Genomic DNA, 26,706 nt, shown 5'->3' with positions numbered 1-26,706 from the left:
GAGGAGCCGAGGCTCCTCCTTTTTATGCGCGGCACCGATCCCCGGGCGATCTCAGCGCTTCGCCTTGCCCTTCTCGATGTCCATCTTGCTGTCCGGATCCAGCGTGCGGACCAGGTAGCGCGTGCGGGCATCGAAGGCGCCGCGGGCGATGACGACGCCGGGATTCTCCGCGTGATAGACCGCCGCCTCGAGGATCACCGGATCCTTCGACGGCGCGATCAGCCAGCCGCCCGGCTCGACCTTGGGCAGCGGCGAGCACGACAACGGTCCAGTGTGTTCCGCGATGCCTTTCTCGGGATACCAGATCACGCACTGGCCCTTCTTGAGCGGCAGCAGCGGCGCCGGGATGCGGTTCTTGGCCGTGACGTTGAAGTAGGAGTTGTCCTGTCCGGGCGCGGCACGGCCCAGGTCCCGCTCGGGGTCGGAGGCCTTGCCGACGGATTGGGCCGAGGCGCCCAGACCGACCAGCAGGGCGGCAGCGCCGGCGAGGGCGACGGCAAGGGGGCGAAGGGACATGACGAACTCCTGTTGTGATGGCGGCCTCCTCCTGAGGCCTTCGCCGACAACAGGCAACCGGCATGCCAGCGCCGCGGTGCCCGGGGAACCCGACCCGGCCTGCAGGCGCGCGCGACCTATCATCGTGCCCGCCCGACCGGCAGGGAGTGAACAGCCGGCGTGCCCACGACGACTTCGGAGCCGCCTGCAATGACGCCTCTTTCCTCGGTCCGTCCCTCGGACCCCCCTCGGTCCCCGGCGCCGCGACCTGCCACAACTGCGACCTGGCGCTGCAGCCCGGCGGGCACTTCTGTCCCCACTGCGGCCAGGAGGCCACGCTGCACGCGGCCTCGATGCGCGAGTTCATCCATGAATTCGTCGGCCATTACGTCGCGCTCGAAGGGCCGCTGTGGCGGACCTTGTGGGCGATGCTGTTCCTGCCGGGCCGTCTGACGCGCGAGTACTTCCTCGGCCGGCGCCGCCGCTACGTCCAGCCGCTGCGCCTCTATCTGAGCCTCAGCTTCGTGTTCTTCATCGCGGTGCATCTGCTGCCGGGCGATCACGGGCTCAAGGTCACGCGCGACGAGCAGGCCGTCGCGCAGGCGCGCCAGGGCAGCTGCTCAAGCCCTGGCAGCCACTGCTCCGCCTGGCAACGTCGTCTCGACGGCGTCGGCGAGCGTCTGGCCAGCAGCTCCGCCGTGCAGGTGCAGAAGCGTCTGGACAAGCTCGCGCCGTACGCGATGCTGCTGATGCAGCCGGTCTTCGCCGGCCTGCTGGCGCTGATGTTCCTGCGGCGACGGATGAAGTACGCCGAGCACTTCGTCTTCGCGCTGCACCTGCATGCCTGCTGGTTCGCCGCCTACCTGCTGGCGCTGGTCCTGCCGGCCGCGGCGACGGGCATCGTCGCGCTGGTCCTGCTGCATGGCGTCATCGCGCTGCGGACCGTCTACGGCACGACCTGGTGGGGAGGGATCTGGCGGGGCGGGGTGCTCGCGGGGCTCTACCTGCCGCTGCTGCTGGTGGGCATGATCGCGCTGGTGTTCGCTTCAGCAATTCCTGGTTGACCACGCCTGCGTGGGGGCAGATTGACTGCCGAGTCCGCTGGCCCTCACCCCGCCCTCTCCCGCAAGCGGGAGAGGGAGTCAACCCGGGACGGTCGGGTTCCCGGCGGCCAGCAGCTCCTCCATCACGTGCTCCAGCTCGTTGAACTCCACCGGCTTGACCAGGTGGGCGTCGAAGCCCGCGGCGGCCGTGGCTTCGCGGTCGGAGCGCTGACCCCAGCCGGTGATCGCGATCAGCGCGAGCGGCTCGGCGCCCGGTGTCGCTCTCAGCTGCCGCGCGACATCGGTCCCCGAGAGCCCGGGCAGGCCGATGTCCAGCAGGACCACGCGTGGCTGCATGCGCTCGAAGACCGCCAGCGCCTCCTCGCCGCTGTAGGCGACGGTCGCGCGATACCCGACGCCGCGCAGGACTTCCGCGAGCGTGTTGGCGGCGTCGACGTTGTCGTCGACGACCAGGACCAGGGTCTGGCCGCGGGTCTGCGTCGCCGTCGGACGCGCACCGTCGCCGGACACGCCGGGCCCGTTGCCGAGAACGGCGAGCCCGGCCGCCACCAGCGGCAGGCTGACCGTGAACCGGCTGCCGTGTCCGATGCCTTCGCTCGCCACGGCGATCGTGCCGTCGTGCAGCTGCACCAGCTGCTTTGACACGGCCAGGCCGATGCCGAGTCCGGACGGTGCCGGACCGCGCGCATCGATCCGCGTGAACAGCTCGAAGACCCGCGACTGCATCGCCGGCGCGATGCCGACACCCCGGTCCGTCACCGTGATCTGCGCCCGACCCGACACCACCGCGACATGCACGTCCACCTCGCCCGGCTCGGGGCTGTACTTGGCCGCGTTGTCCAGCAGGTTGCCCAGCACCTGCTGCAGCCGCGTCGGATCGCCGTCGACCGGCACCGGCGTCGACGGCAGCGACAGCGTGACGCGATGCTTCATTTCGACGTACAGCGGCTCGATCGCTTCCAGCGCCTGCTTCACCACCGTGCGCAGGTCGATGACCTGGCGCTTGAGCTCCACCACGTTGCGCGTGATGCGGCTCATGTCCAGCAGGTCGTCCAGCAGCCGCGCCATGTGCGCCGACTGCCGCGCGATGATGTCCGTGGCCTGCGCGCGGGTGTCGTCGGATGAGGACTGCCGCAGCATCGCGACCGCGTAGCGGATCGGCGCCATCGGGTTGCGCAGCTCATGCGCGAGCGTCGCGAGGAAGGAGTCCTTGCGCTCGCTCTCGCGGCGCAGTTCCTCCTGCGCCGCCGACAGCTCGGTGACATCGACGGTCGCGCCGATCACCCGCTGCACCTGCCCGTCGTGCGCTGTGATCGGCCGCAGCGAGGTCAGCAGCTGGTAGGTCCTGCCGCCGTGCGACGTGCGCTGCGCCAGGTTCATCGCCTGGCCCGTGACCACCGCCTCGCGGACGATGCCGGCGAACTCCGGTTCGCCGACCAGGCTGCCGACCTCCGCGCCGATCAAGGCCTCGCGCGTGAACCCCATCGGCGTGTTGAAGGCCCAGGTGTAGCGGCCCTGGACGTCGCATTCCCAGGCCATCACCTTGCCGCTCTGCAGCGCGAGGTGGAAACGCTCCTCGGCCGCCTGACTCGCGCGCAGCGCCTCCTGCTGGGTGGTGACGTCGACCGCGACGCCGTAGGCATGGACCGCGCGGCCCTTCGCATCCAGGCTCACGTAGCCGTCGAACTGCGTCCAGACGACCTCGCCGTTGTCCGCGCGCGTGATCGGGCAGGCCAGGCTGAAACGCCCGCCGCTCTGCGTGGCGTAGCGGTAGCGGTCGCGGAAGCGCGTGGCGTCCTCGGGGGACATGCCGGCCAGCATGTCGTCGATCGACTTCCAGTGCTGACCGAACAGCTGCTTGGCGCCGCCGCCGGTGGTGGCGAAGCCGGTGACCGCATCCCAGTCCCAGGTGATCATGCGTCCCGCGGCCAGTGCGAGGTTGAGCCGCCGGCGGCTGTTGCGCTCCTTCTGCATCAGGCGACCGGCCCACGCCGACACCGACGCGACCAGCGAGCCCGTCAGCAGGAACAGCACCACCATCGCCGCGTCCGCCACCGAGTTGACCGGGAGCAGTTGCCCCACCGGTTCGACCCAGAAGTAGAGGATCGCGAGACTGGCCGCCACCAGGAAGGTCAGCGCCGGGGTCATGCCGCAGATCAGACCCACCACCACCAGCGACGGGAAGTAGGGCAGCAGCGGCTCGCGGCTGTTGAGCGCCGGCTGGAGGTACAGGTTGAGCCAGGTCGCGGCGACGAAGACGAGTACCGCCGCAGGCCAACGCAACCAGAACCTCTCGATCACCATGACCCCGCTCCTCCCCAATGCTCCCGCGGCCGTTCCGGATCGGAGGCCCGATCTGTTGTGCAGGCTCCCCGTGGACGGCGGAGCCTGGAGCATACCGAGGCAGGGAAGGGTTGGACCGCTGCGCGTGTCCCCGACGTGTGTCGGGCGATGACAGGGCGGTGCTGCCGGCCGGGCGGCGGTCGAGGGAGGTCAGCCCTGACGGGAGCGCCGCCGCGCCAGGCCGCCGATCGCCAGCACGCCCGCGATCATCAGCGCGTAGCTCGACGGCTCGGGCACCGCGCTCGCGGTCAGGAAGCCGCGGATCTCGCCGCCGGGGGCGAAGGTCGAGTGCACGTTCAGATACGCATTCCCGCCAGCCAGCCCCGTCGACAGGGCCGCGAAGGCGCCCGCGATCGAGCCGCCGTTGGCGGTGACGAAGGCCGCGTTCCAGCTGCTCGCCTGTGTCAGGTCGAAGGTCTGGTCGTAGCTGCCCGAGCTCACGCCGAGCGGGAAGTTCGGGAAGGTCGGCGTCGTCGTCGCCACGCCGGCGTTGCCGGCGCCCGCCGCCGCCGTGCAGCAATGGATGTGCGAGGCCGTCGTGATGCCGGTCAGCCCGGCGAAGGTGACTTGCACGCGCATCGTGAAGTCGTCGTCGTTGAAGGTCACCGTCGCCAGGCCGGTGCCGGCGGAGGCGTTCGGCGGGAACTCCGCCCCGCCGCTCAGCGACGCGGTGTACACGATGTCGTGCGCGAGGGCGGGCAGGGCGAAGCTCGTGGCTGCGAATGCCGCGAATGCCGCGGCGGCCAGCGGGAGGGACTTCAATGGCTTCATGGACGTCATGGAGGACTCCTGGGTTCGGCTCCGCAACGGGCTGCGCGGAACTCAGGCGGCGGTATACGTCGATGGCATCGGGTGTGCGCGCCTCCGGCAGCACGCCGTGGGGGATGAAGTCCCTGGCAGGGACGGGAGGCAACCGGATCGAGGAATTCCGGCACAGGGCCCGTTGTAACGGGGTGTGGACGTGAAAACGGCGCCGTGAAGGCGCCGTGGTCATCGGAGAGCGGGACTCTCGTTCAGGTCCGGCTTCAGGCCGGCTTGACCAGCAGCGAACGCGCCCAGGCGTCCGCCTCGCGGGCCGGGGTCTGGCCGCTCACCTGGATGCGGTCCAGCAGCTCGGCGACACGGCCGCGGATCTGGCCGACCTCGGCCATCACGGCATTCTCTTCGCCTTCGTTGCGGAACTCGCGCGCGACGCTGATGATGCCGCCGGCGTTCACCAGGTAGTCCGGCAGGTAGGTGATGCCACGGGCCTGCAGCGCGTCGCCGTCGGCGGCGGTGGCCAGCTGGTTGTTGGCGGCGCCGGCGATCAGCGCGGCCTGCAGCAGCGGGATGGACTGCGCGTTCAGCGTCGCGCCCAGCGCGCAAGGCGCAACGACGTCGACGTCGGCCGACAGGATCTCGTTGATGCCGACGGCCTTGGCGCCCAGCTCGGTCTGCGCGCGTGCGACCTTCTCGGCGTTGACGTCGGCGACGACCAGCTTGGCGCCGGCGCGGTGCAGGTATTCAGCCAGGTGCCAGCCGACCGCGCCCAGGCCCTGCAGCGCGACGCGCACGCCCTCGAGCGACTCGCGGCGCAGCACGCGCTTGACGCCTTCGTCGATGGACACGAACACGCCGTAGGCGGTCTTGGGGCTGGGGTCGCCGCCGAACGCGCCTTCGCGCGGGATGCCCGACACGTACTGCGTCTGGGCCATCATGCCCTTCATGTCCGCGGTCGTGGTGCCGACGTCCTCGGCGGTGATGTAGGCGCCCTGCAGCGACTGCACTGCCCGGCCGAAGGCTGCGAACAGCGCGGCGCGGTCGAAGTCGCCCTGCGGCTTGATGATCACGGCCTTGCCGCCGCCGAAGGGCAGGTTGGCCAGCGCGTTCTTCAGGCTCATGCCCTGCGACAGGCGCAGCGCGTCGTTCAGCGCGGCCAGCTCGTTGTCGTAGCTCCAGAAGCGGCAGCCGCCGAAGGCCGGGCCGCGCGCGGTGCTGTGCACCGCCAGGATCGCCTTGAGGCCGGTCACCGGATCGGCGGCCAGCAGCACGCGTTCGTGCGGAGCCTGGTCGGGCAGACCGAAGAGCGAGGAGGGGATGGCGTCGGTCGAGCCGGCGGCGAGCGCGCGGGCGAGGTCGGTGATGGCGTTCATGGGAACCTGCACTTGTGATGCGTGAAGAAGACCGGACCGTGGCGATCCGGCAGGGCCCGCCACGCTTGTGGCGCGCGGGTCCCGGAGTTTAGCGTTTCGCGCCTGAGGTCCGGCGCTCAGCGCCCCATGAAGGCGTCCGCGCGCAGCGTCACGACCAGCGTGTCGCGATGGCCGGCATGCGCGGGATCGAGGGGCTGGATCGGCGTGGTCTCGTGGATGACGCGCTCGTCGTCGAGCAGCAGCAGCGTCCACGGCTCCATCATCGTGAAGCGCTGGCCGCGCGGGCCGTCGGCCTCGAAGACGCGCGATTCGCCGCCCTTGATGCCGTGGCGCGCCAGCATGAACACCGCCACCAGGTCCACGCCGTCGCGGTGCGCGCCCTCGGGCGTCGGGCGGCCGATGCCGCCCGCGGTGTCGATGCGGAACTGGTGCGCCTCGACGAACCACGGACGTGCGCCCTTGAGCCGGTCCGCCACCGAGGCCAGCCCCAGCAGCAGCCGGGGCCAGATCGGCAGGTCGACCGCGGCGGGGGCCATCGGCTCGAACCAGCGTTCGATGCCGCCATGCAGCGCGTTGTAGTCCACCGGTTGCCAGTGCGCACGGTGCGGCGCCAGCCGTACCGACGGGTCGGCCTGCGAGTCCACGACGAAGCTCGCATGCCGCCGGAAGCGGTAGCGGCCGCCGTCGCGCAGGTAGGCGTCGGGGGGCAGGTCGTTCCAGTGGGTCTGCAGCCCGCGCAGGTCACCCGCCTGGCAGTGCAGCCAGTGCGTCAGGCTCTCGGGCGCGATGACGGTGTGGCCGAGGTCCTGCAGTTGCTGCTCGAACTGCGCGGCGCTGGAATAGGGCGGCGGGAAATGCTTCATGGCCGAAAGTATGGAACGGCGCGCCCGGGATGGCACATGTCACGCCAACAACGCGGGCTTCGCGGTGCGTTGAGCGTTCCGTTCAGCCGGTGTGCTTGTCGGCTTCGGAGGTGAACGCGTCGGCGTAGAACTCCTCGGCGGGCAGGCCGCAGGTGGCGACGAAGTCGCGCTGCGCCGACTCCACCATCACCGGCGCGCCGCAGGCATAGACCTGGTGCTTCGAGAGATCGGGCAGGTCCGCCATCAGGACCTGGTGGACGAAGCCGGTGCGGCCGGTCCAGCCGTCCTCGGCCTTGGGCTCGGACAGCACCGGCACGTAGCTGAACGAGGGCATCGCGGCCGCGGTCGCCTCGGCCCAGTCGTGCAGGTAGAGGTCGGCCTTGGAGCGGCAGCCCCAGTACAGCGTCACCGGGCGGGTGATGCCCTCGTCCTGGATGCGTTCCAGGATCGCCTTGATCGGCGCGAAGCCCGTGCCGGAGGCGAGCAGCACGATCGGCTTGTCGCTGTCCTCGCGCAGGAAGAAGCTGCCGAACGGGCCTTCCATGCGCAGGATGTCCTTCTCCTTCAGCGCGCCGAAGACGTGGTCGGTGAACTTGCCGCCCGGCATGTGGCGGATGTGCAGCTCGATCGCCGGCGGCGTGCCCAGGCGGCTCGGTGCGTTGGCCATCGAGTAGCTGCGCCGCGCGCCGTCGCGCAGGATGAACTCGACGTACTGGCCGGCGCGGTACTGCAGGTTCTGGTTGGCCGGCAGCTGCAGCCTGATCACGGCGACGTCGCCGGCCGGCTTCTCGACCGTGATCACGCGGCTGGGCAGCTTGAGCACCGGGTACTCGCCGGCACCGGGCACGGTGCGGGCCTCGACGGTGCAGTCCGTCTGCGGCTTCGCGCAGCAGGTGAGGATGAAGCCGGCCGCTTCGTCCTCGGGCGGCAGCGCCTTGGTCTGATGCTCGCCGTGCACGACCTGACCCTCCATCAGCTTGCTCTTGCACGAACCGCAGGCGCCGTCCTTGCAGCCGTAAGGCAGGCCGATGCCCTGGCGGATGGCGGCGGCCAGCACGGTTTCGTCGTCGTCGACGGTGAAGTTGCGGCCGGCGGGCAGGACGGTGACCTGGAAGCTCATGGTGGGGAGGTGACTAAACTAACCCGCCATTTTGCCCCAGCCCCGCCTCGATCCCCATGCCCGGTGCCAATCCTGCTTCGCCTTCCCTCCACCGCCGTGGCCGTCGCGGCCGTCTGCTGATCGTCGGTTGCGGCGATGTCGGCATGCGCGTGCTGCGGCAACTGGCCGGGCGGTGGACGGTGTTCGCCCTGACCAGCAGCGCGGCGCGGGTCGAAGAATTGCGGGGCGCGGGCGCGATCCCGCTGATCGGCAACCTGGACGACGCCGCGTCGCTGGGCCGGCTGGCCGGGCTCGCGGACCGCGTGCTGCATCTGGCACCGCCGGCCACGCAGGGCCGAACCGATGAGCGCACGCGGCGCCTGCTGCAGGCGCTGTCGCGCTCCGCGGCGCCGGCCCACCTGGTCTATGCGAGCACCAGCGGCGTCTACGGCGATTGCGGCGGCGCGCGCATCGACGAGACGCGCGCGGTGAACCCCTCCAACGACCGCGCCTGGCGCCGGGTCGACGCCGAGGACCAGTTGCGCCAGTGGGGCCGCGTGACGGGCGCGCCGGTGACGATCCTGCGCGTGCCCGGCATCTATGCGTTCGACCGCGACGGCGGACATCCGCGCGAGCGGCTCGGCAAGGGCCTGCCGGTGCTGGCCCGCGAGGACGATGTCTACACGAACCACATCCAGGCCGATGACCTGGCCCGCGCCTGCCTGCTGGCGCTGATGCGCGGCCCGGCGCAGCGGATCCTGCACGCGAGCGACGACAGCGAGCTGCTGATGGGCGACTACTTCGAGCTGGCCGCGACCCTGTGCGGCCTGCCGCCGCCGGCGCGCGTCACGCGGGCCGAGGCACCCGGCGTGTTCTCGCCGATGCAGATGAGTTTCATGAACGAGTCGCGCCGGATGGACAACCGGCGCCTCAAGCGCGAACTGCGCCTGCGGCTGCGCTACCCGACGCCGCGCGAAGGGCTGCTCGCCGTCGAGGGCTGAAGCGGAGCGCGGAAGGGCCTGGGCCTCATGGCCTCAGGGCCCGAAGGCGCTGAAGCTCAGAGAGGCGGGACGACTCAGCGCCGGCGGCTGCCGCGCCAGTAGTTGATCATCAGCCAGGCGCCGAGCATGCCGCCGAGGTGGGCGAAGTGCGCGATGCCGCTGCCGCCGCTGATGCCCAGGAACAGCTCGATCGCGCCGAAGATGGCGACGAAGTACTTGGCCTTCATCGGGATCGGCGGGAACAGCGGCATGATGACCCGGTCGGGGAACAGCAGGCCGTACGACAGCAGCAGCCCGAACAGCGCGCCGGACGCGCCGACGGTGGGCGCGAACGAGCCCATGAGCAGCGTGAACACCAGCTGCGCCACCGCGGCGGTCAGCGCGCTGGCCACCAGCAGCTGCGCATAGCGCTTGCCGCCCCAGATCGTCTCGAGCTCCGAGCCGAACATCCAGAGCCCGAACATGTTGAAGAACAGGTGGGCGAAGCTGCCGTGCAGGAAGGCGTAGCTGATCGGCTGCCAGAACTCGAATCTGCCGGAGTTCAGCGGCCAGAGCGCCATCAGGACGTTCATCGCGCCGAAGGGCGCATAGACGAACGGGAGACAGAACAGGCCCACGCAGATCAGCATGAAGGCCTTGGTCACCGGAGGAATGAAGGGCATGAGTCGGGCGTCTTCAGAAGGCGCCGCGAGCGGCGCGTTGGGAAGGCGCAATGGACCTGGGATCAAGCCAATGCGTCCGGACGAGTGTAGCCGTGCCGTGCGCGGGCCCCGGATCGGCCCGCGCACGGCGTCGCATCGGCTTTTGCGTCAGTGCGCCTTGACCAGCGTGAAGGCCGCGTGCCCACGCTGCTCCGCGTGCGCCCCCGTCGTCACCGCCATGGGCACGGTGAAGCTCGCCATGGCCTGGACCAGGGACGCGGCGCTGCTCGTCGGCGTGCCGGCCGCCACCGCCTGCGCCGGCGCCAGATAGCCGGCATGTTGCGCATCGGCAAGCTTCAGTGCCAGGTCGTGATGCGCCGCGTCGAGACCCTGGAGCGCGCCCTTGCTCATCTGGTTGACCCCGCTGGCCGGGATGGCAGCGAAGGACTGTGCGGGCAGGGCGTTGAGCTGATCAGCGGACATCCATCCCCAGGAGATGGAGACGGCCTTCACCTGCGACGCGGTCATGCCGGAGAAGGCGCTCGCCGACAACCAGTCCGGATGGTCCATCGCCGCGATCTGCTGCGGTGTCATGGCGGCGATGGTCGAGGCGGACAAGCCCTTCTCGGCGGCCGACCCCTCGATGTCCTTGAGGGCCTGGGCCGGCAGCGCGGCGATGGCCTGGGGGGACATCGCGTTGATCTGATCGGCTGACATCCAGTACCAGGTGATGGAGACGGCGGACACCTGCGCCGGGGTCATGCCGGAGAAGGCGCTCGCCGGCAACCAGTCCGGATGGTCCATGGCGGCGATCTGCTGTGGCGTCATGGCGGCGATGGTCGAGGCCGACAGGCCCGTTTCAGCGGCCGACCACTCGATGTCCTTGACGCCCTGGGCCGGCAGCGCGGCGATCGCCTGCGGCGTCATCGCGTTGATCTGCGCGGCCGACATCGCGCCCCAGGAACCGCTGATCGCGGGGACCTGCGCCGCGGTCAGCGCGCCGAAAGCGGCGACCGACAGTTGCTCCGGATGCGGGATCGCCGCGATCTGCTGCGGGCTGAGCGCGGCCACGGTGGCGGCGCTCAGGCCCTGGATCGCCGCGGCGGGGAGCTTCTGCAGATCCGCAGGCGACACGGCGGCCAGGGCTTGCGGCGACAGCGCATTGACGTCCGACGCGGTGATCGTGCTCCAGTCCACCGCGGGCTTGACGGGCTTCGGGTCAAGGATCGCCGCATGTGCGGCGTCGGCGAGCTTCAGGGCCAGGTCGTGATGGGCCTTGTCCAGACCCTGGAGCGCCTCCTTCGACATCTGGTTGATGCCTGCGGCAGCGATGGCGCCGAAGGCCTCCGGCGTCATGGCGTTGAGTTGATCGGCCGACATCTGTCCCCAGGAGGCGGTGATGGCGGAGACCTGTGCCGCGGTCAGCGCGCCGAAGGCGGCGGCGGACAGCTGCTCGGGATGCGGCAGCGCGGCGATCTGTTGCGGACTCAGCGCGGCCACGGTGGCGGCGTTCAGACCCTGGACCGTGGACGCGGGGAGCTTCTGCAGGTCGGCCGGGGCGATGGCGGCCAGCGCCTGCGTGGACAGGGCATTCATGCCTGCGGCGGTGACCTGGGTCCAATCCGTCACCGCGGCGGGCGCGGTCTTGATGTACCCCGCGTGCGTGGCGTCGGCGGACCGCAGGGCGATGTCACGGTGGATCGCGTCGAGCCCCTGGAGCGAGGCCTGGGTCATCTGGTTGATGCCGGCTGCGGGGATCGCCGCGAACGCCTCGGGCGACAGGGCGTTGAGTTGGGCGGCCGACATCCAGTACCACGATACCGAGATGGACGGCACCTGTGCCGCTGTCAGTCCACCGAAGGCGGCGACGGACAGCTTGTCGGGATGCGCGAATGCGGCGACCTGCTGCGGTGTCATGGCATGGATCGTCGACGCGGCGAGGCCGTTGAAGGCGGCCGAGGACAGGCCCTGGATGGCCGCGATCGGCAGCGCGGCGATCGTCTGCGGTGACAGGGCGTTGACCCAGTCGGCCGACAGATAGCTTCAGACCTGTTTCAGCGACGGGATCTGGGCGGCGGTCAGGCCGCTCGCTCCGGCCGGGCTCAGCCAGTCGGGGTGCGCGATCGCGGCGATCTGCTGCGGGGTCATGGCGCCGATGGCGGCGGCGCCCAGCCCCTGGAGGACGGCCTGGGGCAGGGTGCCGATGCTCGCCGCCGGGATGGCGGCGATCGCCGCGGCCGACAGTCCGTTGTACCAGTCGGCGCTGAGCGCCTTCGTCTGCGCGGTGAGCAGTCCGGCGACCGCGGACGCGGACAACTGGTCAAGATGAGGCAGCGCCAGCAGCTGTTGCGAGCTCATGATCTGCAGGGTTGCCGCGCTCAGACCATTGACCGTCGAGCCGCACAGTTGCTTTAACGCCGCCGGAGGGATGGCCGCGATCATGGCCGCCGACTGGCTGTTGATCCAGTCCGCGCTCACCGTGGACCAGTCGGTGGCAGCGAAGTGCGCCGTCGCGCTGCCGTATTCGGTCGGCGACTCCATCACGACGAATTCCCCGCTGCCGCTGATGGCGTCCAGTTCCTCCGGCGAGAGCTCGAAGACGTAGTTCGACCCCCAGGGATTCCTGAAGATGTACTTGTGATTGACGTCGTCGATGCCGGTGATCGCGAAGGCGTGTCCGCTCACCATCTGCGTCGAGCCGTCCGCACCCTTGGAAGCCTTGCCGTAGGACGCGTAGGTGACGATGCCCGACCCGTCCTCGAGCGCCGCCTTGACCGCATCCCATCCCGACGCGCCGGACGAGAAGCTGTTGCTGGTGCCGCCGGTCAGGGTCCTCATGGCCCAGGCCGAGACGCCGCCGTCGAGCTGCCCCATGTCGTTCTTCCAGTTCGTGTAGCCGTCTGCCTGCAGCAGGCCGCTGGCGCTGGCTTCCACGAACGCGTCTTCGATCAGCCGGGCCCATCCGCCCGCGGCGGTGCTTGCGCCGTAGTTGGCGACCTTGCCATCGACCGTGACGAAGACCGGCTTGTCCGCGCTGCCGTCGTAGAACTTGACGGCATAGGTGCCGTTGCCGTTCGAACTGATCAGGCCGTTGAGCCGTTCCGGCGCGGTGGCGGCCAGGGCCTCCAGCGAGGAGATCAGCCAGCAGTCGCCGATCTGGCCCTGCGCCACGCCGACGGCGGCCTGCTGGACGGAGCCGTTGAACAGCGGACTGTCGGTCACATCGGCGTACCCATTGGCGGTCGGGTTGTTGGTACCCAGGAACCACTTGCAGACAGCCTGGTTGAAGGCGTCCGCGCTCATGTTCACCTGCACGCCCATGCTGCCCATCAGGGACGACACGTAGGTTTGATTGCCCGCGGCGCCCTGGGCCGAGGCGAGCGTGTTGTTGAAGGCATCGAACTGGGCGGCGCTCAGACCGTCGGAGCCGATGTTCGAACACATCAGCTGAAGCTTGGCCAGCACGCTGTCGTAGTTGACCGAAGCGTCCTTGGAGGCCATGTCGATGTAACCGGCGTGGATTTCATCCGCGCTCTTGAGCGCGATGGCGCGGCGGGTGGCATCCAGCCCTTGCAGCGCGGCCAGCGACATCTGGTTGATGCCTGCGGCGGGGATCGCGGCAAAGGCCTCGGGCGACAGCGCGTTGAGCCAGCGTGCGCTGGTGGAATCCCAATCGGTGGTGGTCTGCAGCTGATCCGGACGCAGTTTGGCGACCGCGGACAGGGGAATCCAGTCGTTGTCCGCGATGGCGGCGAACTGGGCGGCGGTCATGGCCTGGAAGTCGGCGTCCGGCAGGCCGCGGATGACCGCGGCGCCGAGCGATCCGATCCCCGCGGCGGGCACGGCGGAGAACGCACTGGTCGACAGGCCGTTCATCCAGGCCGGCGACATCTTGCTCCACGCCGTCGGCGCGATCGCCGACACCTGCTGCGCGGTGAGCCCGCCGACCGCGGCGGGCGCCAGCCATTCCGGATGTTTCAAAGCGGTGATCTGTGCCGCGGTCATCGCGGCGACCTGGCTGCTGGTGAGGTATTGGTAGTGGGTCTGGTCGAGCGACGCGAGGGATGCCGTCGGAATCTGTTGGATCTGTTCTGCGGTCAGCGCGCTGAATGCGGCTTGGCTCAAGGCGTTGGGCTTGGTGAGGTCGGTCATGGTGGATGGCAAGGGTGGGTGAGAGGCGTTCCGATCGGAACGAACCGGGGATGTGGCTCAGGGATCCGGCCACGCGGATGGGGCGGGGTGAAGATCGGCCGCGGCGCTCAGCGCTCCCGCAGGCTTTCGCTCCGGTGCTGGATCAGCGGCGACAGCAGGTAGTCGATGACGCGGCGCGTGCCGGTGCGGATGTCCACCGTCCCCGACATCCCCGGGCCGATCGGCAGGTGCCGGCCCTCGACGTCGAGGGTGGTCTCCTGGAGACTCACCGTGACGGCGTAGATCGGCCCGCGTTTCTCGTCCTGCACCGCGTCACGCGAGACATGCGTGACGCGTCCGCGCAGCGTGCCGTAGCGGGTGTAGTCGAAGGCATCGACCTTCACGGCGACCTCCTGGCCTTCGCGCACGAAGCCGACGTCGCGGTTCTCGATGAACGCCTCGAACTGCAGGTGGCTGTTCAGGGGCACGACCTGCATCAGCGGCTGCGCGGCCGGGATCGCCGCGCCGACGGTGTGCGCCGTCAGTTGCTGGACGGTGCCGTCGACCGGTGAACGCAGCTGCAGCAGCGACTGGCGAGCGGCGGCCTTGATCACGTCCTGCTGCGACGCCTGCGTGACGCGGGTGGCCTCGGCCAGGCGGTCGTCCGCCTGCTTGCGGGTGGTGGCCGTCAGTTCGCGCAATTGGCTGCGGGCCTGGGAGAGCTGACCTTCCAGTTCGATGCGGGTCATCTTTCTCTGCAGGAAAGCGTCCTGTGCCACATCCTTCGTCCGGGCCAGTTCCGCGTATTCCCGTTCGCGGTCGATCGCGATCGGCAGCGCGCCCGTGAATCGCGCGATGTCCGTCGTCAGGTGATCACGGCGGGCGGCGTAGTCGTTCCAGGCACTGGACAGGTATTGCTCCGCCGCCTGCCGTCGTTCCACGGACAACTCGTGCAGCGACGGCAGTCGCGGCGCGCGGCCCGCATTCAGCGCCTCGATCAGCGCGGTCTGGACGGCCACCTGTACTGCAGCGGCCTGGCGTTCGCCTTCGGCCTTGTCCAGTTCGCTGTCGACCTCGCGGTTGTCCAGCTCGATCAGCAGCTGCCCGGCCCGCACCTGCTGGTTCTCAGTGACGTGCAACGCGCGCACGCTGGCGACCTGCGTGGAAGAGATCGTCTTGGTCTCGCCGTTGACGGCGACCTTCCCCTGGCCGACGGTCACGATGTCGACCTGGCTGAAGAAGGACCACGCCAGCGCCGACACGACGATCAGCATCAGGATGCGGGCCACCCATCGGCCGGCCGGCGACACCGGGCTGGCCTGCAGCGCGAGCGCGGCGGGCAGGAACTCGGCTTCACGCGCCGTCCGGCGCGGGGTCTTGTCGGCGGTCTCGTGGCGCCAGGATTCGCGGATGACGGTGGCGTAGCGGCCGATCAGGTCGGCGGCGGCCCCGAGTCGATGGAGCGTGCTCATGCGGTCACCTCACGGGCGCCGTGCTGCAGCGCATTCAGATGGGTGTAGATGCCCTGCGGGTCGGCCAGCAGCTCCTGGTGAGTGCCGAACTCGGCGATCTCGCCGCGCTCCATGACCACGATGCGGTCGGCGTCCCGGACCGCCGAGAGACGGTGGGCGATGATCAGGACGGTGCGGCCTTCGCAGATGGCGCGCATGTTGTCCTGGATGATCTTCTCGGACTCGTAGTCCAGCGCGCTGGTCGCCTCGTCGAAGATCAGCACGCGCGGGTTGCCGATAAGCGCGCGGGCGATCGCGATGCGTTGACGCTGGCCGCCGGATAGGCCGGTGCCGTGCTCGCCGACCATCGTGTCGTAGCCGTCGGACAGCCCGCAGATGAAGTCGTGGGCGCCCGCCAGCTTGGCGGCGCGGATGACCGCCTCGATGGGCAGCGTGGGATCGATCAGGGCGATGTTCTCGCGGATCGACCGGTTGAACAGCACGTTGTCCTGCAGCACGACGCCGACCTGGCGTCGCAGCGAGGCGGTGTCGACGACGGAGATGTCCTGGCCGTCGATCAGCACGCGGCCGCGGTTGGGCACGTACAGCCGTTGGACCAGCCGGGTCAGCGTGCTCTTGCCCGATCCCGACCGGCCGACGATGCCGATCACCTGGCCCGGCTCGACCTTGAGGCTGACGCCGCGCAGCACGTCCGCCGCGTCGGGTTTGTAGCGGAACGCGACGCTGTCGAACTCGATGGCGCCCTGCAGCCGTGGGAGCCGGGTCTTCGCGCCGGCGATCTCCGGCTGTGCGTTCAGCACGTCGCCCAGGCGGGCCACCGAGATGCCGATCTGCTGGAAGTCGTTCCAGAGCTGGGCCAGCCGCAGGATCGGGCTGGAGACCTGGCCGGCGAGCATGTTGAAGGCGACCAGCTCGCCCACACTCAGCTTGCGGTCGATGACCAGCATCGCGCCGGCCCACATGATGGCCGCGCTGACCAGCTTGCTGATCAAGGTCACACCGCTGCTGGCGATCGTGGCGACGTTGTTGACGGACTGTCCCGCCGTGACGTAGCCGGCCAGCTGCTGTTCCCACTTCTGGATCCAGCGCGGTTCCACGGCCATGGCCTTCACCGTGTCGATGCCGCTGATGGTCTCGACCAGGAACGACTGGTTCTCCGAACCCTTGTTGAACTTGACGTCCAGCCGCGCACGCATCACCGGCGTCACGGCCACGGACAGGATCAGGTACAGCGGGATCGACAGCGCGACGATCAGCGTCAGGGTCGGGCTGTACCACAGCATCACGCCGAAGAAGACCACCGAGAACAGCAGGTCCAGCACCAGCGTCAGCGCGTTGCCGGTGAGGAAGGACCGGATGTTCTCCAGTTCACGGATGCGAGCCACCGAGTCGCCGACCCGGCGGGCCTGGAAGTAGGCCAGCGGCAGCGCGACCAGATGGCGGAAGAGTCGCGCGCCCAGTTCGACGTCGAGCTTGTTGCTGGTGTGCGAGAAGACCCAGGACCGGATGCCGGTGAGCACCACTTCGAAGACGGTGGCGGCGATCAGTCCGACCGCGACCACGTCCAGCGTGCGCATGGCGTGGTTGACCAGGACCTTGTCCATGACCACCTGGAAGAACATCGGCGTGACCAGGCCGATGAGCTGGATCACCAGCGAGATCGCCAGAATCTCCGTCAGGATGCGGCGGTAGCGGACGATGGCCGGGATGAACCAGGTGAAGTCGAACTTCGCCATGTCGCCCGCGAAGCTCGCCTTGCTGGCGAAATAGATCAGCGTGCCGGTCCAGCGGGCGAGGAAGTCCTCGACCGACAGGACCCTCGGCGCCTGGCCGGGATACTGGATCAGCAACTGCGGCGGCTGCCCCTCCTGCTGGCGGTACTGCGCCACGACCAGGTAGTCGCCGGTGCGCTTGTCCTTGGCGATCGCCGGCAGCGGCGCCTGCTGCAGGCGTTCCGGGGCCTGGCGCACGGCCTTGGCCTTCAGACCCAGCGACTGGGCGGCCAGGAGCAGCGTCTGGCGGTTGAACGGGTCATTCCCGAATCGATGGCGCAACTGGGCCTCGTCGGCCGCGACACCGTGCAGCGACGCGATCGCCAGCAGGCAATGGAGTCCGGTATCGGGCTTGGGTACGTCGGGGGCGATGTCCGTGATCGTCGTGTCCATGATGGGCTCGGAGCAACCGGTCGCGGGACCGGTCGGAAGTGAAAAGGGGTGGGCTGACCGTTCGTCGGTCGTGCGGTGCGCGTCGGAGTCAGCGCAACCGGAGGGGTTTCGCCTCGCTATCGCCTTGCCATTGACCGATATCAGCCAACAATTTCAGACGCGCCGCATGCCACAGCGATTCACATTGCGCCTGGGATTCCAGGGCGTCGGCGAGCGCGTTTTGAGCGTTGATCAACTCGAGGATGTCGCCGACGCCGCGTTGATAACGGTTTCCCGCCGACTCCAGGGCCGCCGAGGCGGTGTCGAGCAGTTGCTTCGAGGAATCCATCGACGCCCGTGAGGAATGGACATCCGAGACCGTTTTGACAAGTTCACTCAATACCTGCTGCTCGGCATCGATGACCTGGGCCTCGGAGACCTCTGCCTGGGCACGAGCGCGCTGGACTTGGTATTTATTTGAATACCCGTCGAATATCGGAATATTCACGGTGAATCCGGCCGAGATCGTGCTGGAGCGTCCGCTGGACGGGGCCTGATTCGATGATCCGTTCCGCTGATGGGACAGGCTGACATCGACGGTGGGCCGGCCCTGGGACAGGGTGGCGGACACCTTGCGAGCGTCGGCATCTCGTTGCGCCCGGGCGGCCAGGATGGCCGGGTGATGCATGCGGGCGTCGTCCATCAGCGCGGCCAGGTCGGGCATCGGCGTGCTGTCGTCGGATGAGACTCGAACCGGCAGGGTCAGCGCCGTGCCGACCGGTGTGCCGATCACGTAGCCGAGCGATGAGAAGGCCTTGTCGACATCTGCCTGGGCGCGTTGACGGGACAGTCGAGCGCGGGCCAGGGCGGTCTCCGCCTGCAGCGTGTCATTGCGGCCGGCGACGCCTCGTTCCTCGCGCCGTTCCGCCGCCGCCAAGGTGCGGGCCGCCTGGCGGGCGGCCTGTTGGCGGGCTTCCAGTGTGGCTCGCGCCTGGAGGGCCGCGTAGTAGGCCTGGACCGTCTCGGCCACTGTCTTCCGCACGGCGTCGTCACGACTGGCGACCGCCGCTTCCAACAGTCTGTCGGCCGTGGATTGGTTGGCTGCGCGCTCACCGAAGTCGAACAAGCGCCAGTTCACGCCGACGGATCCGCCAAGCCCTCGCATCCGGCTGGTCGGATCCGTCGCGCCCGGGGTCCGGGTGATGCTGTTCTGCGCCAGGAGGCTGGCGTTGACGGCCGGCAACGACGCGGCATGGGCGATGCCGACCTCGGCAGTCCGTGCCTGGAGGGTTTGCCAGGCCGTCGATGTCTTGACGTTGCGGCAGAGCGCGGCGTCGACGGCGGCGGTCAGCGTCAGTGGCGCGGACGCGTCGTCCGGGAGATCGCATCCGGGAAGGTCCGCACCCCTGGCGGGGTGGACGAGCAGGAGCCAGGCGATCGTGGTGATGCCGGTCGAGCGTCGCCAGTGCCGGATGAATCGTGCGTCCATGTCTCAGTTCCTCCGCGCCGTGGCGCGAATGTGTCGGACATCGGAGGACGTCCGGATTGCTGGAACGGTTGAACGCTGCGTCCGCGGCGATCAACCATGGGACGCATTAGATTCATGTCAGGGCACCAGATAAATAGGTTGGACGAGTTCGCTCGGGGAAACGTTGAACGCTCGTGGAAATTCTCCGGATTTGATTTCCGTGAGCGACTGATCGGCTGATTTGCCAGTGTTTGCTATTGTTGGGTGGGGAGCCGATGTCGGCATTTGTGGTCCACGCACGCGCTTCAGTAGGCGTATCCCGGCGTGGGCTAGTCATGATTAACTCGCGACCGGCCTAGATTGACTGGTGACATAGTTAGTTTGAGCTAGCAAGTATCCTCAGATATTCCGCCTGCAGAGGACGAAAACGGGGCCGAGCGACAGTCGCGGCCGCGGTAGACCTGATGGGAGGAGGGGGAAGCGCGGAACGAGGCGCGGAACAGAAGCGGAATGATGAAGATCAGTTGCCAAGACCTGACCACTTGAAGAGTGGTGCCCGGAGCCGGACTCGAACCGGCACACCTTGCGGCGGGGGATTTTGAGTCCCCTGCGTCTACCGATTTCGCCATCCGGGCGGCACGGTCTTGCTGATCGCGAGGTCACTGGGCGTGACCCGCCTTGCAGCTCCGAAGCGTTGCCGCGGAGGCAACGGAGAGCCGCGAAATGAGAAAGCCATTATGCCACGCAAGACCTGGCCTCCGCTGAGAGAATCGCGGGCATGAGTGATGCAAGCGCCTTCGATCCCACGAACTATCCGACGCTGGAAGATGTCATCGGCAACACGCCGCTGGTACGGCTGCAACGGGTGCTCGGTCCCGAGCTCGCCGCGCGCGGCAACGTGTTGCTGGCCAAGCTGGAAGGGAACAACCCGGCGGGATCGGTGAAGGACCGTCCGGCCATCAGCATGATCCGGCGTGCCGAGGAGCGCGGCGAGATCAAGCCCGGCGACACGCTGATCGAGGCGACGTCCGGCAACACGGGCATCGCGCTGGCGATGGCGGCTGCGATCCGCGGTTACCGCATGGTGCTGATCATGCCGGAGGACCTGTCGATCGAACGTGCCCAGACGATGAAGGCTTTCGGTGCCGAGCTGATCCTGACGCCGCGTTCTGGCGGCATGGAGTACGCCCGCGATCTGGCCGAGCAGATGCAGCGGGATGGCAAGGGCCGGGTGCTGGACCAGTTTGCCAACAGCGACAACCCACGGATCCATTACGAGACCACCGGGCCGGAGATCTGGCGCGACACCGGCGGACGGATCACGCACTTCGTCAGCGCCATGGGGACGACCGGCACGATCACCGGCGTCTCGCGCTTCCTGAAAGAGAAGAACTCTGATGTGCGCATCGTCGGCGCGCAGCCGGCCGAAGGCTCACGCATCCCCGGCATCCGCAAGTGGCCCGCGGCCTACCTGCCCAAGATCTACCGTCCGGAGACCGTCGACGAACTGGTGCTGGTCGGCCAGTCCGACGCCGAGGACATGGCCCGCCGCCTGGCGCGCGAGGAAGGCCTGTTCGGCGGCATCTCCGCCGCTGGCGCGTGCTGGGTCGCGATGCAGATCGCGCGTCAGGTCTCGAACGCGACGATCGTGTTCGTGGTGTGTGATCGCGGCGACCGTTATCTCTCGACGGGTGTGTTCCCGGCCTGACGCCGCGCTCCCGATCGGGGATGATGGCCGCTCCACGACACGCAGGCGCTCCAGCGCCCACGCCGCATGACCTTCCGCTTCTGCCCGCAATGCGCCAGTGAACTGGCATGGATCGAGCTGCCGGAAGACGGCGGCCCCAAGTCCCGGCTGCGTTGCCCGAACTGCGACTTCACCTACTGGAACAATCCCACGCCGGTGCTGGCTGCCGTCGTCGAGTGCGTCGACCGTGAGGGTCAGGTCTTGCTCGCGCGCAACGCGGCCTGGCCGGGCCCGTTCTTCGGCCTGATCACCGGCTTCATGGAAGCCGGCGAATCACCGGAAGAGGGCATCCGGCGCGAGGTGCTGGAAGAAACCTCGCTGGAGGCGCTGGGCGCGACGCTGATCGGCGTCTACGACTTCCAGAAGAAGAATCAGGTCCTCATTGCTTATCACGTGCCCGCGCGCGGCGAGGTCACGCTGTCGCCGGAGCTGGTCGAGTACACCTTGACCCCGCCGGAGCAGCTTGAGTGCTGGCCCGCCGGCACCGGGCAGGCCCTGGCCGACTGGCTGCGCGGACGAGGCATCGACCCGAAGTGGATGGCGCCTCGCACCTGAACCGGTTGAATGTCGCTGACCGGCCGGCTGACTAGAATCCCGCTTCATCGGCCCCGGTCATCGGCGGCAAGGACGACCTCATGGACATTGACAAGGAACTCGACACCCGCGGCCTGAACTGCCCGCTGCCCATCCTCAAGGCCAAGAAGGCCCTGGCGGAGATGGAAAGCGGCCAGCTGTTGAAGGTCGTCGCGACGGATCCCGGCTCGACGCGCGACTTCCAGGCCTTCGCGCGGCAAACCGGCAACGAGCTGGTCGAGCAGACCACGGCCGGCGACGAATTCATCCACGTGCTCAAGCGACGCTGAATCGAAGACACGCCCTGAAATGAAGAAGGCCACGCTCAGCGTGGCCTTTTCGCTTCATGACGGCGCAGTGACGGGAAGTCCTGCCGTCAGAAGTTCAGCGCGGTCAGATTTCCAGCGCCTTGAGGTACTCGCGGAAGCTGGCGCCCAGTTCCGGGTGCGCCAGGGCCAGTTCGACGTTGGCCTGCAGGAAACCTTCCTTGCTGCCGCAGTCGTAGCGCTTGCCTTCGTAGCGGAAGGCGAAGACCTTCTCACGGCGCATCAGCGCGGCGATGCCGTCGGTCAGCTGGATTTCGCCACCGACACCGCGGGGCTGCGTGGCGATCTCGCGGAACACGCCCGGCGTCAGGATGTAGCGGCCGGCCACGCCCAGGCGCGACGGGGCGTCCTCGGGAGCAGGCTTCTCGACCATGTGAGTGAGATCCATCAGGCGGTCGCTGATCGGCGCGCCGGCCACGATGCCATAGCGCTTGGTGTGCTCGGCCGGCACTTCCTGGACGGCCAGGATGGACGCCTGCCATTCGGAGAACTGGTCCACCATCTGCTTGAGCACCGGCGGCTTGCCGACCATCAGGTCGTCGGCCAGCAGCACCGCGAAGGGCTCGTTGACGACCACGCATTGGGCGCACAGCACCGCGTGGCCCAGGCCGAGGGCCTTGGGCTGTCGGATGTAGATGCACTCCATGTCGTCCGGCTTGATGGAATGCACCATCGCCAGCAGTTCCTTCTTGCCGGCTGCTTCGAGTTCGGTCTCGAGTTCGAAGGCGGTGTCGAAATGATCCGGGATGGCACGCTTGTTACGGCCGTTCACGAAGATCATCTGACGGATGCCCGCCGCGTAGGCTTCTTCCACCGCGTACTGGATCAGCGGCTTGTCGACCACGGGCAGCATCTCCTTCGGCTGCGCCTTGGTGGCGGGCAGAAAGCGTGTGCCGAGTCCAGCAACCGGGAAGATTGCCTTGTTGATGAGGGCCATTTACGTACACTCCGACGGTAATTGCGCCGGCATTCTTGCACGGCACAGCTGAAAGAAAATCAAACAAACCTCTCCAAACCACTCATGGCAGTGCTAGTCCTGGAACCGCTGGAGGCTGACGTCCTGGAATGGCTGGCGGAGCGCCATGTCATCCAGGCCGCACCCGATCTGGCGGAGGCGCCGCACGCCTTGAGAGAGCATGTTGCGCAGGCCCAGGCAATTTTCTTGCCCGCCTCGATCGCGCTCGATGCGGAAATGATCCGCCGCGCACCTCGCCTGCGTGCCGTGGGCCGCATCGGTGCCGGTGCGGAGAACATCGATCTCGAAGCCTGCCGCGCCGCCAACATCGAGGTGGTGCGCGCGCCGACCGCAGCGGCGTCGGCGGAAGCCGAGTTCGTCATCGGCGCGCTGCTGGCGCTGATGCGTCGCGTGCCGGTGCAGGGGGCGGACGGCAACTGGGTCGGAAGAGAACTCGGCTGCGCGACCGTCGGCCTGGTCGGCCTCACGCCGTCGGCGCGCCAGTTGGCGACGCTGCTGCCGGCCTTTGGTGCGCGCGTGATCGGTTATGACCCGAGCCTGCACCATGCCGACCCGCTCTGGGGCCAGTGGGGCATCGAGCCTTACGGTCTGCGCGAACTGATGCAGGCTGCCGACGCGGTGAGCGTGCAGCTGGCCTACTTCCCGCGTTATCGCGGCCTGATCGGGGAGCGGGTGCTGAACTTCTGCAAGCCGTCCCAGGTTCTGGTGTCGACCTCGCACTCGGCGCTGTTCGATGAACAGGCGCTGGCCGACGCGCTGCAAGGCGGTCGGCTGCTCGCCGCGTGGCTCGACCTGATGGAGCCGGGCCTGATGGAGACCGGGCGTCCGTTGCACGGCGTGCCCGGATTGCAGGTCACGCCGCGGATCGCGGCGACGACGCGCGAGTCAAGGATGCGCGCCGCGTGGAGCGTGGCGCGGCGGATCTCCGAGATCCTGGCCACGCCCGCCGTTCAGCCTGAGTTCAGGCCGACCCACCCAGGCGCGCTGCCTGATCTTTTAGCCGAGCCACGGTGGCGCTGAAGTCGGCGATGCGCTGACGTTCCTGCTCCACGACGGCCGCCGGTGCGCGCGCCACGAAGCCTTCGTTGTCCAGCTTGGCCTTGGCCTTGGTGACCTCGCCCTCCAGCCGCGCGACCTCCTTGGCGATGCGGGCGCGCTCGGCCTCGACGTCGATCTCCACCTTCAGCGCCAGGCGCGCCGCGCCGTGCACCAGCACCGGCGACATCGCGCTCTGCGCGTTGAACGCGGCCTCGTCCTCGATCAGCTCGACGCTCAGCAACTTGGCGAGCACCTTCAGCGCGGGCGCGGCTTCGCGCAGGAAGGACAGGTCGCCACCGGCCAGCAGCGGCACGCGGTCGGACGGGCTCAGGCCCATCTCGCCGCGCAGGCTGCGGCAGGTGCCGACCACGGACTTCAGTTGCTCGACCCAGGCGACGGCCTGCGGATCGATGCGTTCCGGCTGGGCGACCGGGTACGCCGCCGTCACGAGGTAGTCGGTCGCCTTGCGGCCCGCGATCGGGGCGACGGTCTGCCAGAGTTCCTCGGTGATGAACGGCGCGATCGGGTGCAGCAGGCGCAGGATGGTTTCCAGCACGCGGATCAGCGTGCGGCGCGTGGCGCGTTGCGCGGCCTCGTTGCCCTCCGCCTGCGCGGTCTGCAGCTGGACCTTGGCCAGCTCCAGGTACCAGTCGCAGTACTCGTCCCACACGAACGAATAGATCGCGTTGGCCACCTGGTCCAGGCGGTAGTCCGCGAAGCCCTGAGCCACGGCCTGCTCGACCTTCTGCAGTTCGCTGACGATCCAGCGGTCGGCCTGCGAGAACTGCAGGTAGCCGTGGGCGCTGCCGCCGGGGGCGCATTGTTCCTTGGTGTGCTCCACCAGGCCGCAGTCCTGGCCTTGCGTGTTCATCAGCACGAAGCGCGTGGCGTTCCACAGCTTGTTGCAGAAGTTCCGGTAGCCCTCGCAGCGCTTGCTGTCGAAGTTGACGCTGCGGCCCAGCGTCGCCATCGCGGCGAAGGTGAAGCGCAGCGCGTCGGCGCCGTAGCCGGGGATGCCTTCGGGGAATTCCTTCTCCGTGGCCTTGCGGACCTTGGGCGCGGTCTCGGGCTTGCGCAGGCCCTGCGTGCGCTTGTCCAGCAGCGGGGCCAGCTCGATGCCGTCGATCAGGTCGACCGGATCGAGCACGTTGCCCTCGGACTTGCTCATCTTCTTGCCCTGCGCGTCCAGCACCAGGCCGTGGATGTACACGTGCTTGAAGGGCACCTGGCCGGTGAAGTGCGTCGTCATCATGATCATCCGGGCGACCCAGAAGAAGATGATGTCGTAGCCGGTCACCAGCACGGACGACGGCAGGAAGAGGTCCTGTTCGAGCGTCTTGGCCGGCCAGCCCAGCGTCGAGAAGGGCACCAGCGCCGAGGAGTACCAGGTGTCCAGCACGTCCTCGTCGCGCTTGAGCGTGCCGGTGTAGCCGGCCGCGGCGGCCTTGGCCTGGGCTTCGGCCTCGTCATGGGCGACGAAGATCTCGCCGTTGCTGCCGTACCAGGCGGGAATCTGGTGGCCCCACCAGAGCTGGCGCGAGATGCACCAGTCCTGGATGTTGTTCATCCACTGGTTGTAGGTGTTGACCCAGTTCTCCGGGACGAACTTCACCTCGCCGCTGGCGACGACGTCGATCGCCTTCTGCGCGATGGACTTGCCGTCCTTGCCCGGCTTGCTGGTGGCGACGAACCACTGGTCGGTCAGCATCGGCTCGATGATCTGGCCGGTGCGGGTGCAGCGCGGCACCATCAGCTTGTGCTTCTTGACCTCGACCAGCAGGCCCTGGTCCTCGAGCGCCTTGACGATCAGCTTGCGCGCGGCGAAGCGGTCCAGGCCGCGGTACTCGGCCGGGATCTCGTCCATCGTGTCGACGACGGTCGCGTCCAGCGTGAAGATCGTCAGCATCGGCAGCTTGTGGCGCTGGCCGACCTGGTAGTCGTTGGTGTCGTGCGCCGGCGTGACCTTGACGACGCCGGTGCCGAACTCCTTGTCGACGTAGTCGTCGGCGATCACGGGCACCAGGCGGCCGGTGATGGGCAGCTTCACCTGCTTGCCGATCAGGTGCCGGTAGCGCTCGTCCTCGGGATGGACCATGACGGCGGTGTCGCCCAGCATGGTCTCGGGACGCGTGGTCGCGACGACCAGCGATTCCTCGCCCTCGGCCATCGGATAGCGGATGTGCCACAGCGAGCCGTCCTCCTCCTCGCTCTCGACCTCGAGGTCGGAGACGGCGGACTTCAGGATCGGGTCCCAGCTCACCAGGCGCTTGCCGCGGTAGATCAGGCCTTCGTCGAAGAGCTTGACGAAGGTGTCGACGACGACGGGCGAGAGCTTCTCGTCCATCGTGAAGTACTCGTGGCCCCAGGACACCGAGTCGCCCATGCGGCGCATCTGCTGGGTGATGGTCGAGCCGGACTGCTGCTTCCACTCCCAGACGCGGGTGACGAAGTTCTTGCGGCCCAGGTCGTGGCGGCTCTGGCCCTGGCCCTGCAGCTGGCGCTCCACGACGATCTGCGTGGCGATGCCGGCGTGGTCGGTGCCGGGGACCCACAGCGTGTTGTGGCCGCGCATGCGGTGGTAGCGCGTCAACGAGTCCATGATGGTCTGGTTGAACGCGTGGCCCATGTGCAGCGTGCCCGTCACGTTCGGCGGGGGCAGCTGGATGCTGAACGACGGCTTGGCCGGATCGAGCGTCGGCTCGTAAAGGCCCTTGGACTCCCACAGCGGGCCCCAGTGGGCTTCAAGAGAGGCGGGTTCGAAGGACTTGGCGAGTTCGGTCATGGGGCGAGCCGCCGTGAAGCGGTGTCATCTGGGCGAGGGACAAGGTGAGCCGGCGATTGTAGGGCGGCGGGACCCCGCGACGCCCGCGGCGGGCGGCCTGAGACGGGGGACACCCCAGAGGGGGAAACGCTTCCCACCGTGGAGGGCGATGTCGAATCCCGACTCCCTGACGCGTCGTGTCAGCAGGGACGCGGTTTGCTCCGCGTTTTCTCTGCGTTTCGCCCGGTTCCCCCTTGGAGGCATTCCCTCGGCCGGGCGACGGCGATACAAAACGAAAAACAGCGATACCGCGGTGAGATGCCCTGGCGAGGGGGCATGGGAATCATGGCGACATGGATTCACCGCCCGGACACCCGGGCTTTACCGAGGAATTGCAACATGCATCTGTTTCGACGCTGGAGCCACCACCAT

At 68.4% G+C, this 26,706-nt stretch carries 20 protein-coding genes and 1 tRNA gene; 6 read left to right on the top strand and 15 right to left on the bottom strand.

The window, feature by feature from the left end; all coding sequences use genetic code 11:
• Positions 1-51 precede the first annotated feature (51 nt).
• Positions 52-516 carry a hypothetical protein gene (locus ACQ859_RS21940; protein WP_431262750.1) on the bottom strand — a complete coding sequence of 155 codons (465 nt, stop codon included), beginning with the start codon at positions 514-516 and terminating at the stop codon, positions 52-54.
• A gap of 146 nt (positions 517-662) precedes the next feature.
• On the opposite strand from ACQ859_RS21940, the gene ACQ859_RS21935 reads away from it, so the two are divergent.
• On the top strand, positions 663-1,559 hold the full coding sequence (locus tag ACQ859_RS21935; protein ID WP_431262749.1) for a DUF3667 domain-containing protein: 897 nt from the start codon (positions 663-665) through the stop codon (positions 1,557-1,559).
• Positions 1,560-1,637: 78 nt separating this feature from the next.
• Here ACQ859_RS21935 and ACQ859_RS21930 read toward each other — a convergent pair whose 3' ends face one another.
• The 5 genes from ACQ859_RS21930 to ACQ859_RS21910 form a co-directional block, all read right to left on the bottom strand.
• Positions 1,638-3,863: a hybrid sensor histidine kinase/response regulator gene (locus tag ACQ859_RS21930; RefSeq protein WP_431262748.1), complete on the bottom strand. Its 2,226-nt coding sequence runs from the start codon at positions 3,861-3,863 to the stop codon at positions 1,638-1,640.
• Positions 3,864-4,052: 189 nt separating this feature from the next.
• Complete coding sequence (locus ACQ859_RS21925; RefSeq protein ID WP_431262747.1) at positions 4,053-4,682, bottom strand: CHRD domain-containing protein; 630 nt, start codon at positions 4,680-4,682, stop codon at positions 4,053-4,055.
• Between the two features lie 245 nt (positions 4,683-4,927).
• Complete coding sequence (locus tag ACQ859_RS21920; protein ID WP_431262746.1) at positions 4,928-6,034, bottom strand: Glu/Leu/Phe/Val family dehydrogenase; 1,107 nt, start codon at positions 6,032-6,034, stop codon at positions 4,928-4,930.
• Positions 6,035-6,150: 116 nt separating this feature from the next.
• Positions 6,151-6,897 carry a 2OG-Fe dioxygenase family protein gene (locus tag ACQ859_RS21915; protein WP_431262745.1) on the bottom strand — a complete coding sequence of 249 codons (747 nt, stop codon included), beginning with the start codon at positions 6,895-6,897 and terminating at the stop codon, positions 6,151-6,153.
• An 82-nt stretch (positions 6,898-6,979) separates the two neighbouring features.
• Complete coding sequence (locus ACQ859_RS21910) at positions 6,980-8,017, bottom strand: CDP-6-deoxy-delta-3,4-glucoseen reductase (RefSeq protein ID WP_431262744.1); 1,038 nt, start codon at positions 8,015-8,017, stop codon at positions 6,980-6,982.
• A gap of 56 nt (positions 8,018-8,073) precedes the next feature.
• On the opposite strand from ACQ859_RS21910, the gene ACQ859_RS21905 reads away from it, so the two are divergent.
• On the top strand, positions 8,074-8,997 hold the full coding sequence (locus ACQ859_RS21905) for an NAD-dependent epimerase/dehydratase family protein (protein WP_431262743.1): 924 nt from the start codon (positions 8,074-8,076) through the stop codon (positions 8,995-8,997).
• A gap of 74 nt (positions 8,998-9,071) precedes the next feature.
• On the opposite strand, the gene ACQ859_RS21900 is transcribed toward ACQ859_RS21905, so the two are convergent.
• The 7 genes from ACQ859_RS21900 to ACQ859_RS21870 form a co-directional block, all read right to left on the bottom strand.
• Positions 9,072-9,659 carry a rhomboid family intramembrane serine protease gene (locus tag ACQ859_RS21900; protein WP_431262742.1) on the bottom strand — a complete coding sequence of 196 codons (588 nt, stop codon included), beginning with the start codon at positions 9,657-9,659 and terminating at the stop codon, positions 9,072-9,074.
• A gap of 147 nt (positions 9,660-9,806) precedes the next feature.
• A complete protein-coding gene (locus tag ACQ859_RS21895; protein WP_431262741.1) occupies positions 9,807-11,555 on the bottom strand; it encodes a hypothetical protein in 1,749 nt (582 codons plus the stop codon).
• A 126-nt stretch (positions 11,556-11,681) separates the two neighbouring features.
• Positions 11,682-13,790, bottom strand: a complete 2,109-nt coding sequence (locus tag ACQ859_RS21890) for a C2 family cysteine protease (RefSeq protein WP_431262740.1) — start codon at positions 13,788-13,790, stop codon at positions 11,682-11,684.
• Positions 13,791-13,897: 107 nt separating this feature from the next.
• Entirely contained in the window at positions 13,898-15,241 is a 1,344-nt protein-coding gene (locus ACQ859_RS21885; protein ID WP_431262739.1) for an HlyD family type I secretion periplasmic adaptor subunit, read from the bottom strand.
• Complete coding sequence (locus ACQ859_RS21880) at positions 15,238-17,406, bottom strand: type I secretion system permease/ATPase (protein ID WP_431262738.1); 2,169 nt, start codon at positions 17,404-17,406, stop codon at positions 15,238-15,240. Before ACQ859_RS21880 ends, ACQ859_RS21885 begins: the two co-directional genes overlap by 4 nt.
• An 88-nt stretch (positions 17,407-17,494) precedes the next feature.
• A complete protein-coding gene (locus tag ACQ859_RS21875; RefSeq protein ID WP_431262737.1) occupies positions 17,495-18,874 on the bottom strand; it encodes a TolC family protein in 1,380 nt (459 codons plus the stop codon).
• A 529-nt stretch (positions 18,875-19,403) separates the two neighbouring features.
• Positions 19,404-19,488: transfer RNA gene (locus tag ACQ859_RS21870), tRNA-Leu, on the bottom strand.
• A 143-nt stretch (positions 19,489-19,631) separates the two neighbouring features.
• Between ACQ859_RS21870 and cysM the strand changes: the two genes are divergently transcribed.
• The 3 genes from cysM (at position 19,632) to ACQ859_RS21855 (ending at position 21,463) form a co-directional block, all read left to right on the top strand.
• The gene (cysM, locus tag ACQ859_RS21865) at positions 19,632-20,561 is read left to right on the top strand and encodes a cysteine synthase CysM (protein WP_431262736.1); all 930 of its coding nucleotides are present in this window, start codon (positions 19,632-19,634) and stop codon (positions 20,559-20,561) included.
• A gap of 66 nt (positions 20,562-20,627) precedes the next feature.
• Positions 20,628-21,155, top strand: a complete 528-nt coding sequence (locus ACQ859_RS21860) for an NUDIX domain-containing protein (RefSeq protein ID WP_431262735.1) — start codon at positions 20,628-20,630, stop codon at positions 21,153-21,155.
• Between the two features lie 80 nt (positions 21,156-21,235).
• A complete protein-coding gene (locus tag ACQ859_RS21855) occupies positions 21,236-21,463 on the top strand; it encodes a sulfurtransferase TusA family protein (protein ID WP_431262734.1) in 228 nt (75 codons plus the stop codon).
• A 103-nt stretch (positions 21,464-21,566) separates the two neighbouring features.
• Here ACQ859_RS21855 and galU read toward each other — a convergent pair whose 3' ends face one another.
• A complete protein-coding gene (gene galU, locus ACQ859_RS21850) occupies positions 21,567-22,436 on the bottom strand; it encodes a UTP--glucose-1-phosphate uridylyltransferase GalU (RefSeq protein WP_067274262.1) in 870 nt (289 codons plus the stop codon).
• A gap of 84 nt (positions 22,437-22,520) precedes the next feature.
• Here galU and ACQ859_RS21845 point away from each other — a divergent pair, with 84 nt between their 5' ends.
• Positions 22,521-23,495: an NAD(P)-dependent oxidoreductase gene (locus ACQ859_RS21845; RefSeq protein ID WP_431262733.1), complete on the top strand. Its 975-nt coding sequence runs from the start codon at positions 22,521-22,523 to the stop codon at positions 23,493-23,495.
• On the opposite strand, the gene ACQ859_RS21840 is transcribed toward ACQ859_RS21845, so the two are convergent.
• Positions 23,437-26,295 (bottom strand): valine--tRNA ligase, encoded by a 2,859-nt coding sequence (locus ACQ859_RS21840; protein WP_431262732.1) that lies wholly within the window; start codon positions 26,293-26,295, stop codon positions 23,437-23,439. The two genes, ACQ859_RS21845 and ACQ859_RS21840, sit on opposite strands and share 59 nt — an antisense overlap.
• Positions 26,296-26,706 lie beyond the last annotated feature (411 nt).

Origin of the sequence: Roseateles chitinivorans, assembly GCF_050632235.1 — a bacterium.
Taxonomy (GTDB): domain Bacteria; phylum Pseudomonadota; class Gammaproteobacteria; order Burkholderiales; family Burkholderiaceae_C; genus Roseateles; species Roseateles chitinivorans_A.
The sequence above is the reverse complement of the archived record's forward strand: the minus strand, read 5'-3'. Positions and strand labels throughout refer to the sequence as shown.

Excerpts from the sequence above, each read along its gene's own strand:
- ACQ859_RS21940 (WP_431262750.1), bottom strand. The coding sequence starts at position 516 with ATGTCCCTTCGCCCCCTTGCCGTCGCCCTCGCCGGCGCTGCCGCCCTG.
- ACQ859_RS21930 (WP_431262748.1), bottom strand. The coding sequence starts at position 3,863 with ATGGTGATCGAGAGGTTCTGGTTGCGTTGGCCTGCGGCGGTACTCGTC.
- ACQ859_RS21925 (WP_431262747.1), bottom strand. The coding sequence starts at position 4,682 with ATGACGTCCATGAAGCCATTGAAGTCCCTCCCGCTGGCCGCCGCGGCA.
- ACQ859_RS21920 (WP_431262746.1), bottom strand. The coding sequence starts at position 6,034 with ATGAACGCCATCACCGACCTCGCCCGCGCGCTCGCCGCCGGCTCGACC.
- ACQ859_RS21915 (WP_431262745.1), bottom strand. The coding sequence starts at position 6,897 with ATGAAGCATTTCCCGCCGCCCTATTCCAGCGCCGCGCAGTTCGAGCAG.
- ACQ859_RS21910 (WP_431262744.1), bottom strand. The coding sequence starts at position 8,017 with ATGAGCTTCCAGGTCACCGTCCTGCCCGCCGGCCGCAACTTCACCGTC.
- ACQ859_RS21905 (WP_431262743.1), top strand. The coding sequence starts at position 8,074 with ATGCCCGGTGCCAATCCTGCTTCGCCTTCCCTCCACCGCCGTGGCCGT.
- ACQ859_RS21900 (WP_431262742.1), bottom strand. The coding sequence starts at position 9,659 with ATGCCCTTCATTCCTCCGGTGACCAAGGCCTTCATGCTGATCTGCGTG.
- ACQ859_RS21895 (WP_431262741.1), bottom strand. The coding sequence starts at position 11,555 with ATGACACCGCAGCAGGTCGCCGCATTCGCGCATCCCGACAAGCTGTCC.
- ACQ859_RS21890 (WP_431262740.1), bottom strand. The coding sequence starts at position 13,790 with ATGACCGACCTCACCAAGCCCAACGCCTTGAGCCAAGCCGCATTCAGC.
- ACQ859_RS21885 (WP_431262739.1), bottom strand. The coding sequence starts at position 15,241 with ATGAGCACGCTCCATCGACTCGGGGCCGCCGCCGACCTGATCGGCCGC.
- ACQ859_RS21880 (WP_431262738.1), bottom strand. The coding sequence starts at position 17,406 with ATGGACACGACGATCACGGACATCGCCCCCGACGTACCCAAGCCCGAT.
- ACQ859_RS21875 (WP_431262737.1), bottom strand. The coding sequence starts at position 18,874 with ATGGACGCACGATTCATCCGGCACTGGCGACGCTCGACCGGCATCACC.
- cysM (WP_431262736.1), top strand. The coding sequence starts at position 19,632 with ATGAGTGATGCAAGCGCCTTCGATCCCACGAACTATCCGACGCTGGAA.
- ACQ859_RS21860 (WP_431262735.1), top strand. The coding sequence starts at position 20,628 with ATGACCTTCCGCTTCTGCCCGCAATGCGCCAGTGAACTGGCATGGATC.
- ACQ859_RS21855 (WP_431262734.1), top strand. The coding sequence starts at position 21,236 with ATGGACATTGACAAGGAACTCGACACCCGCGGCCTGAACTGCCCGCTG.
- galU (WP_067274262.1), bottom strand. The coding sequence starts at position 22,436 with ATGGCCCTCATCAACAAGGCAATCTTCCCGGTTGCTGGACTCGGCACA.
- ACQ859_RS21845 (WP_431262733.1), top strand. The coding sequence starts at position 22,521 with ATGGCAGTGCTAGTCCTGGAACCGCTGGAGGCTGACGTCCTGGAATGG.
- ACQ859_RS21840 (WP_431262732.1), bottom strand. The coding sequence starts at position 26,295 with ATGACCGAACTCGCCAAGTCCTTCGAACCCGCCTCTCTTGAAGCCCAC.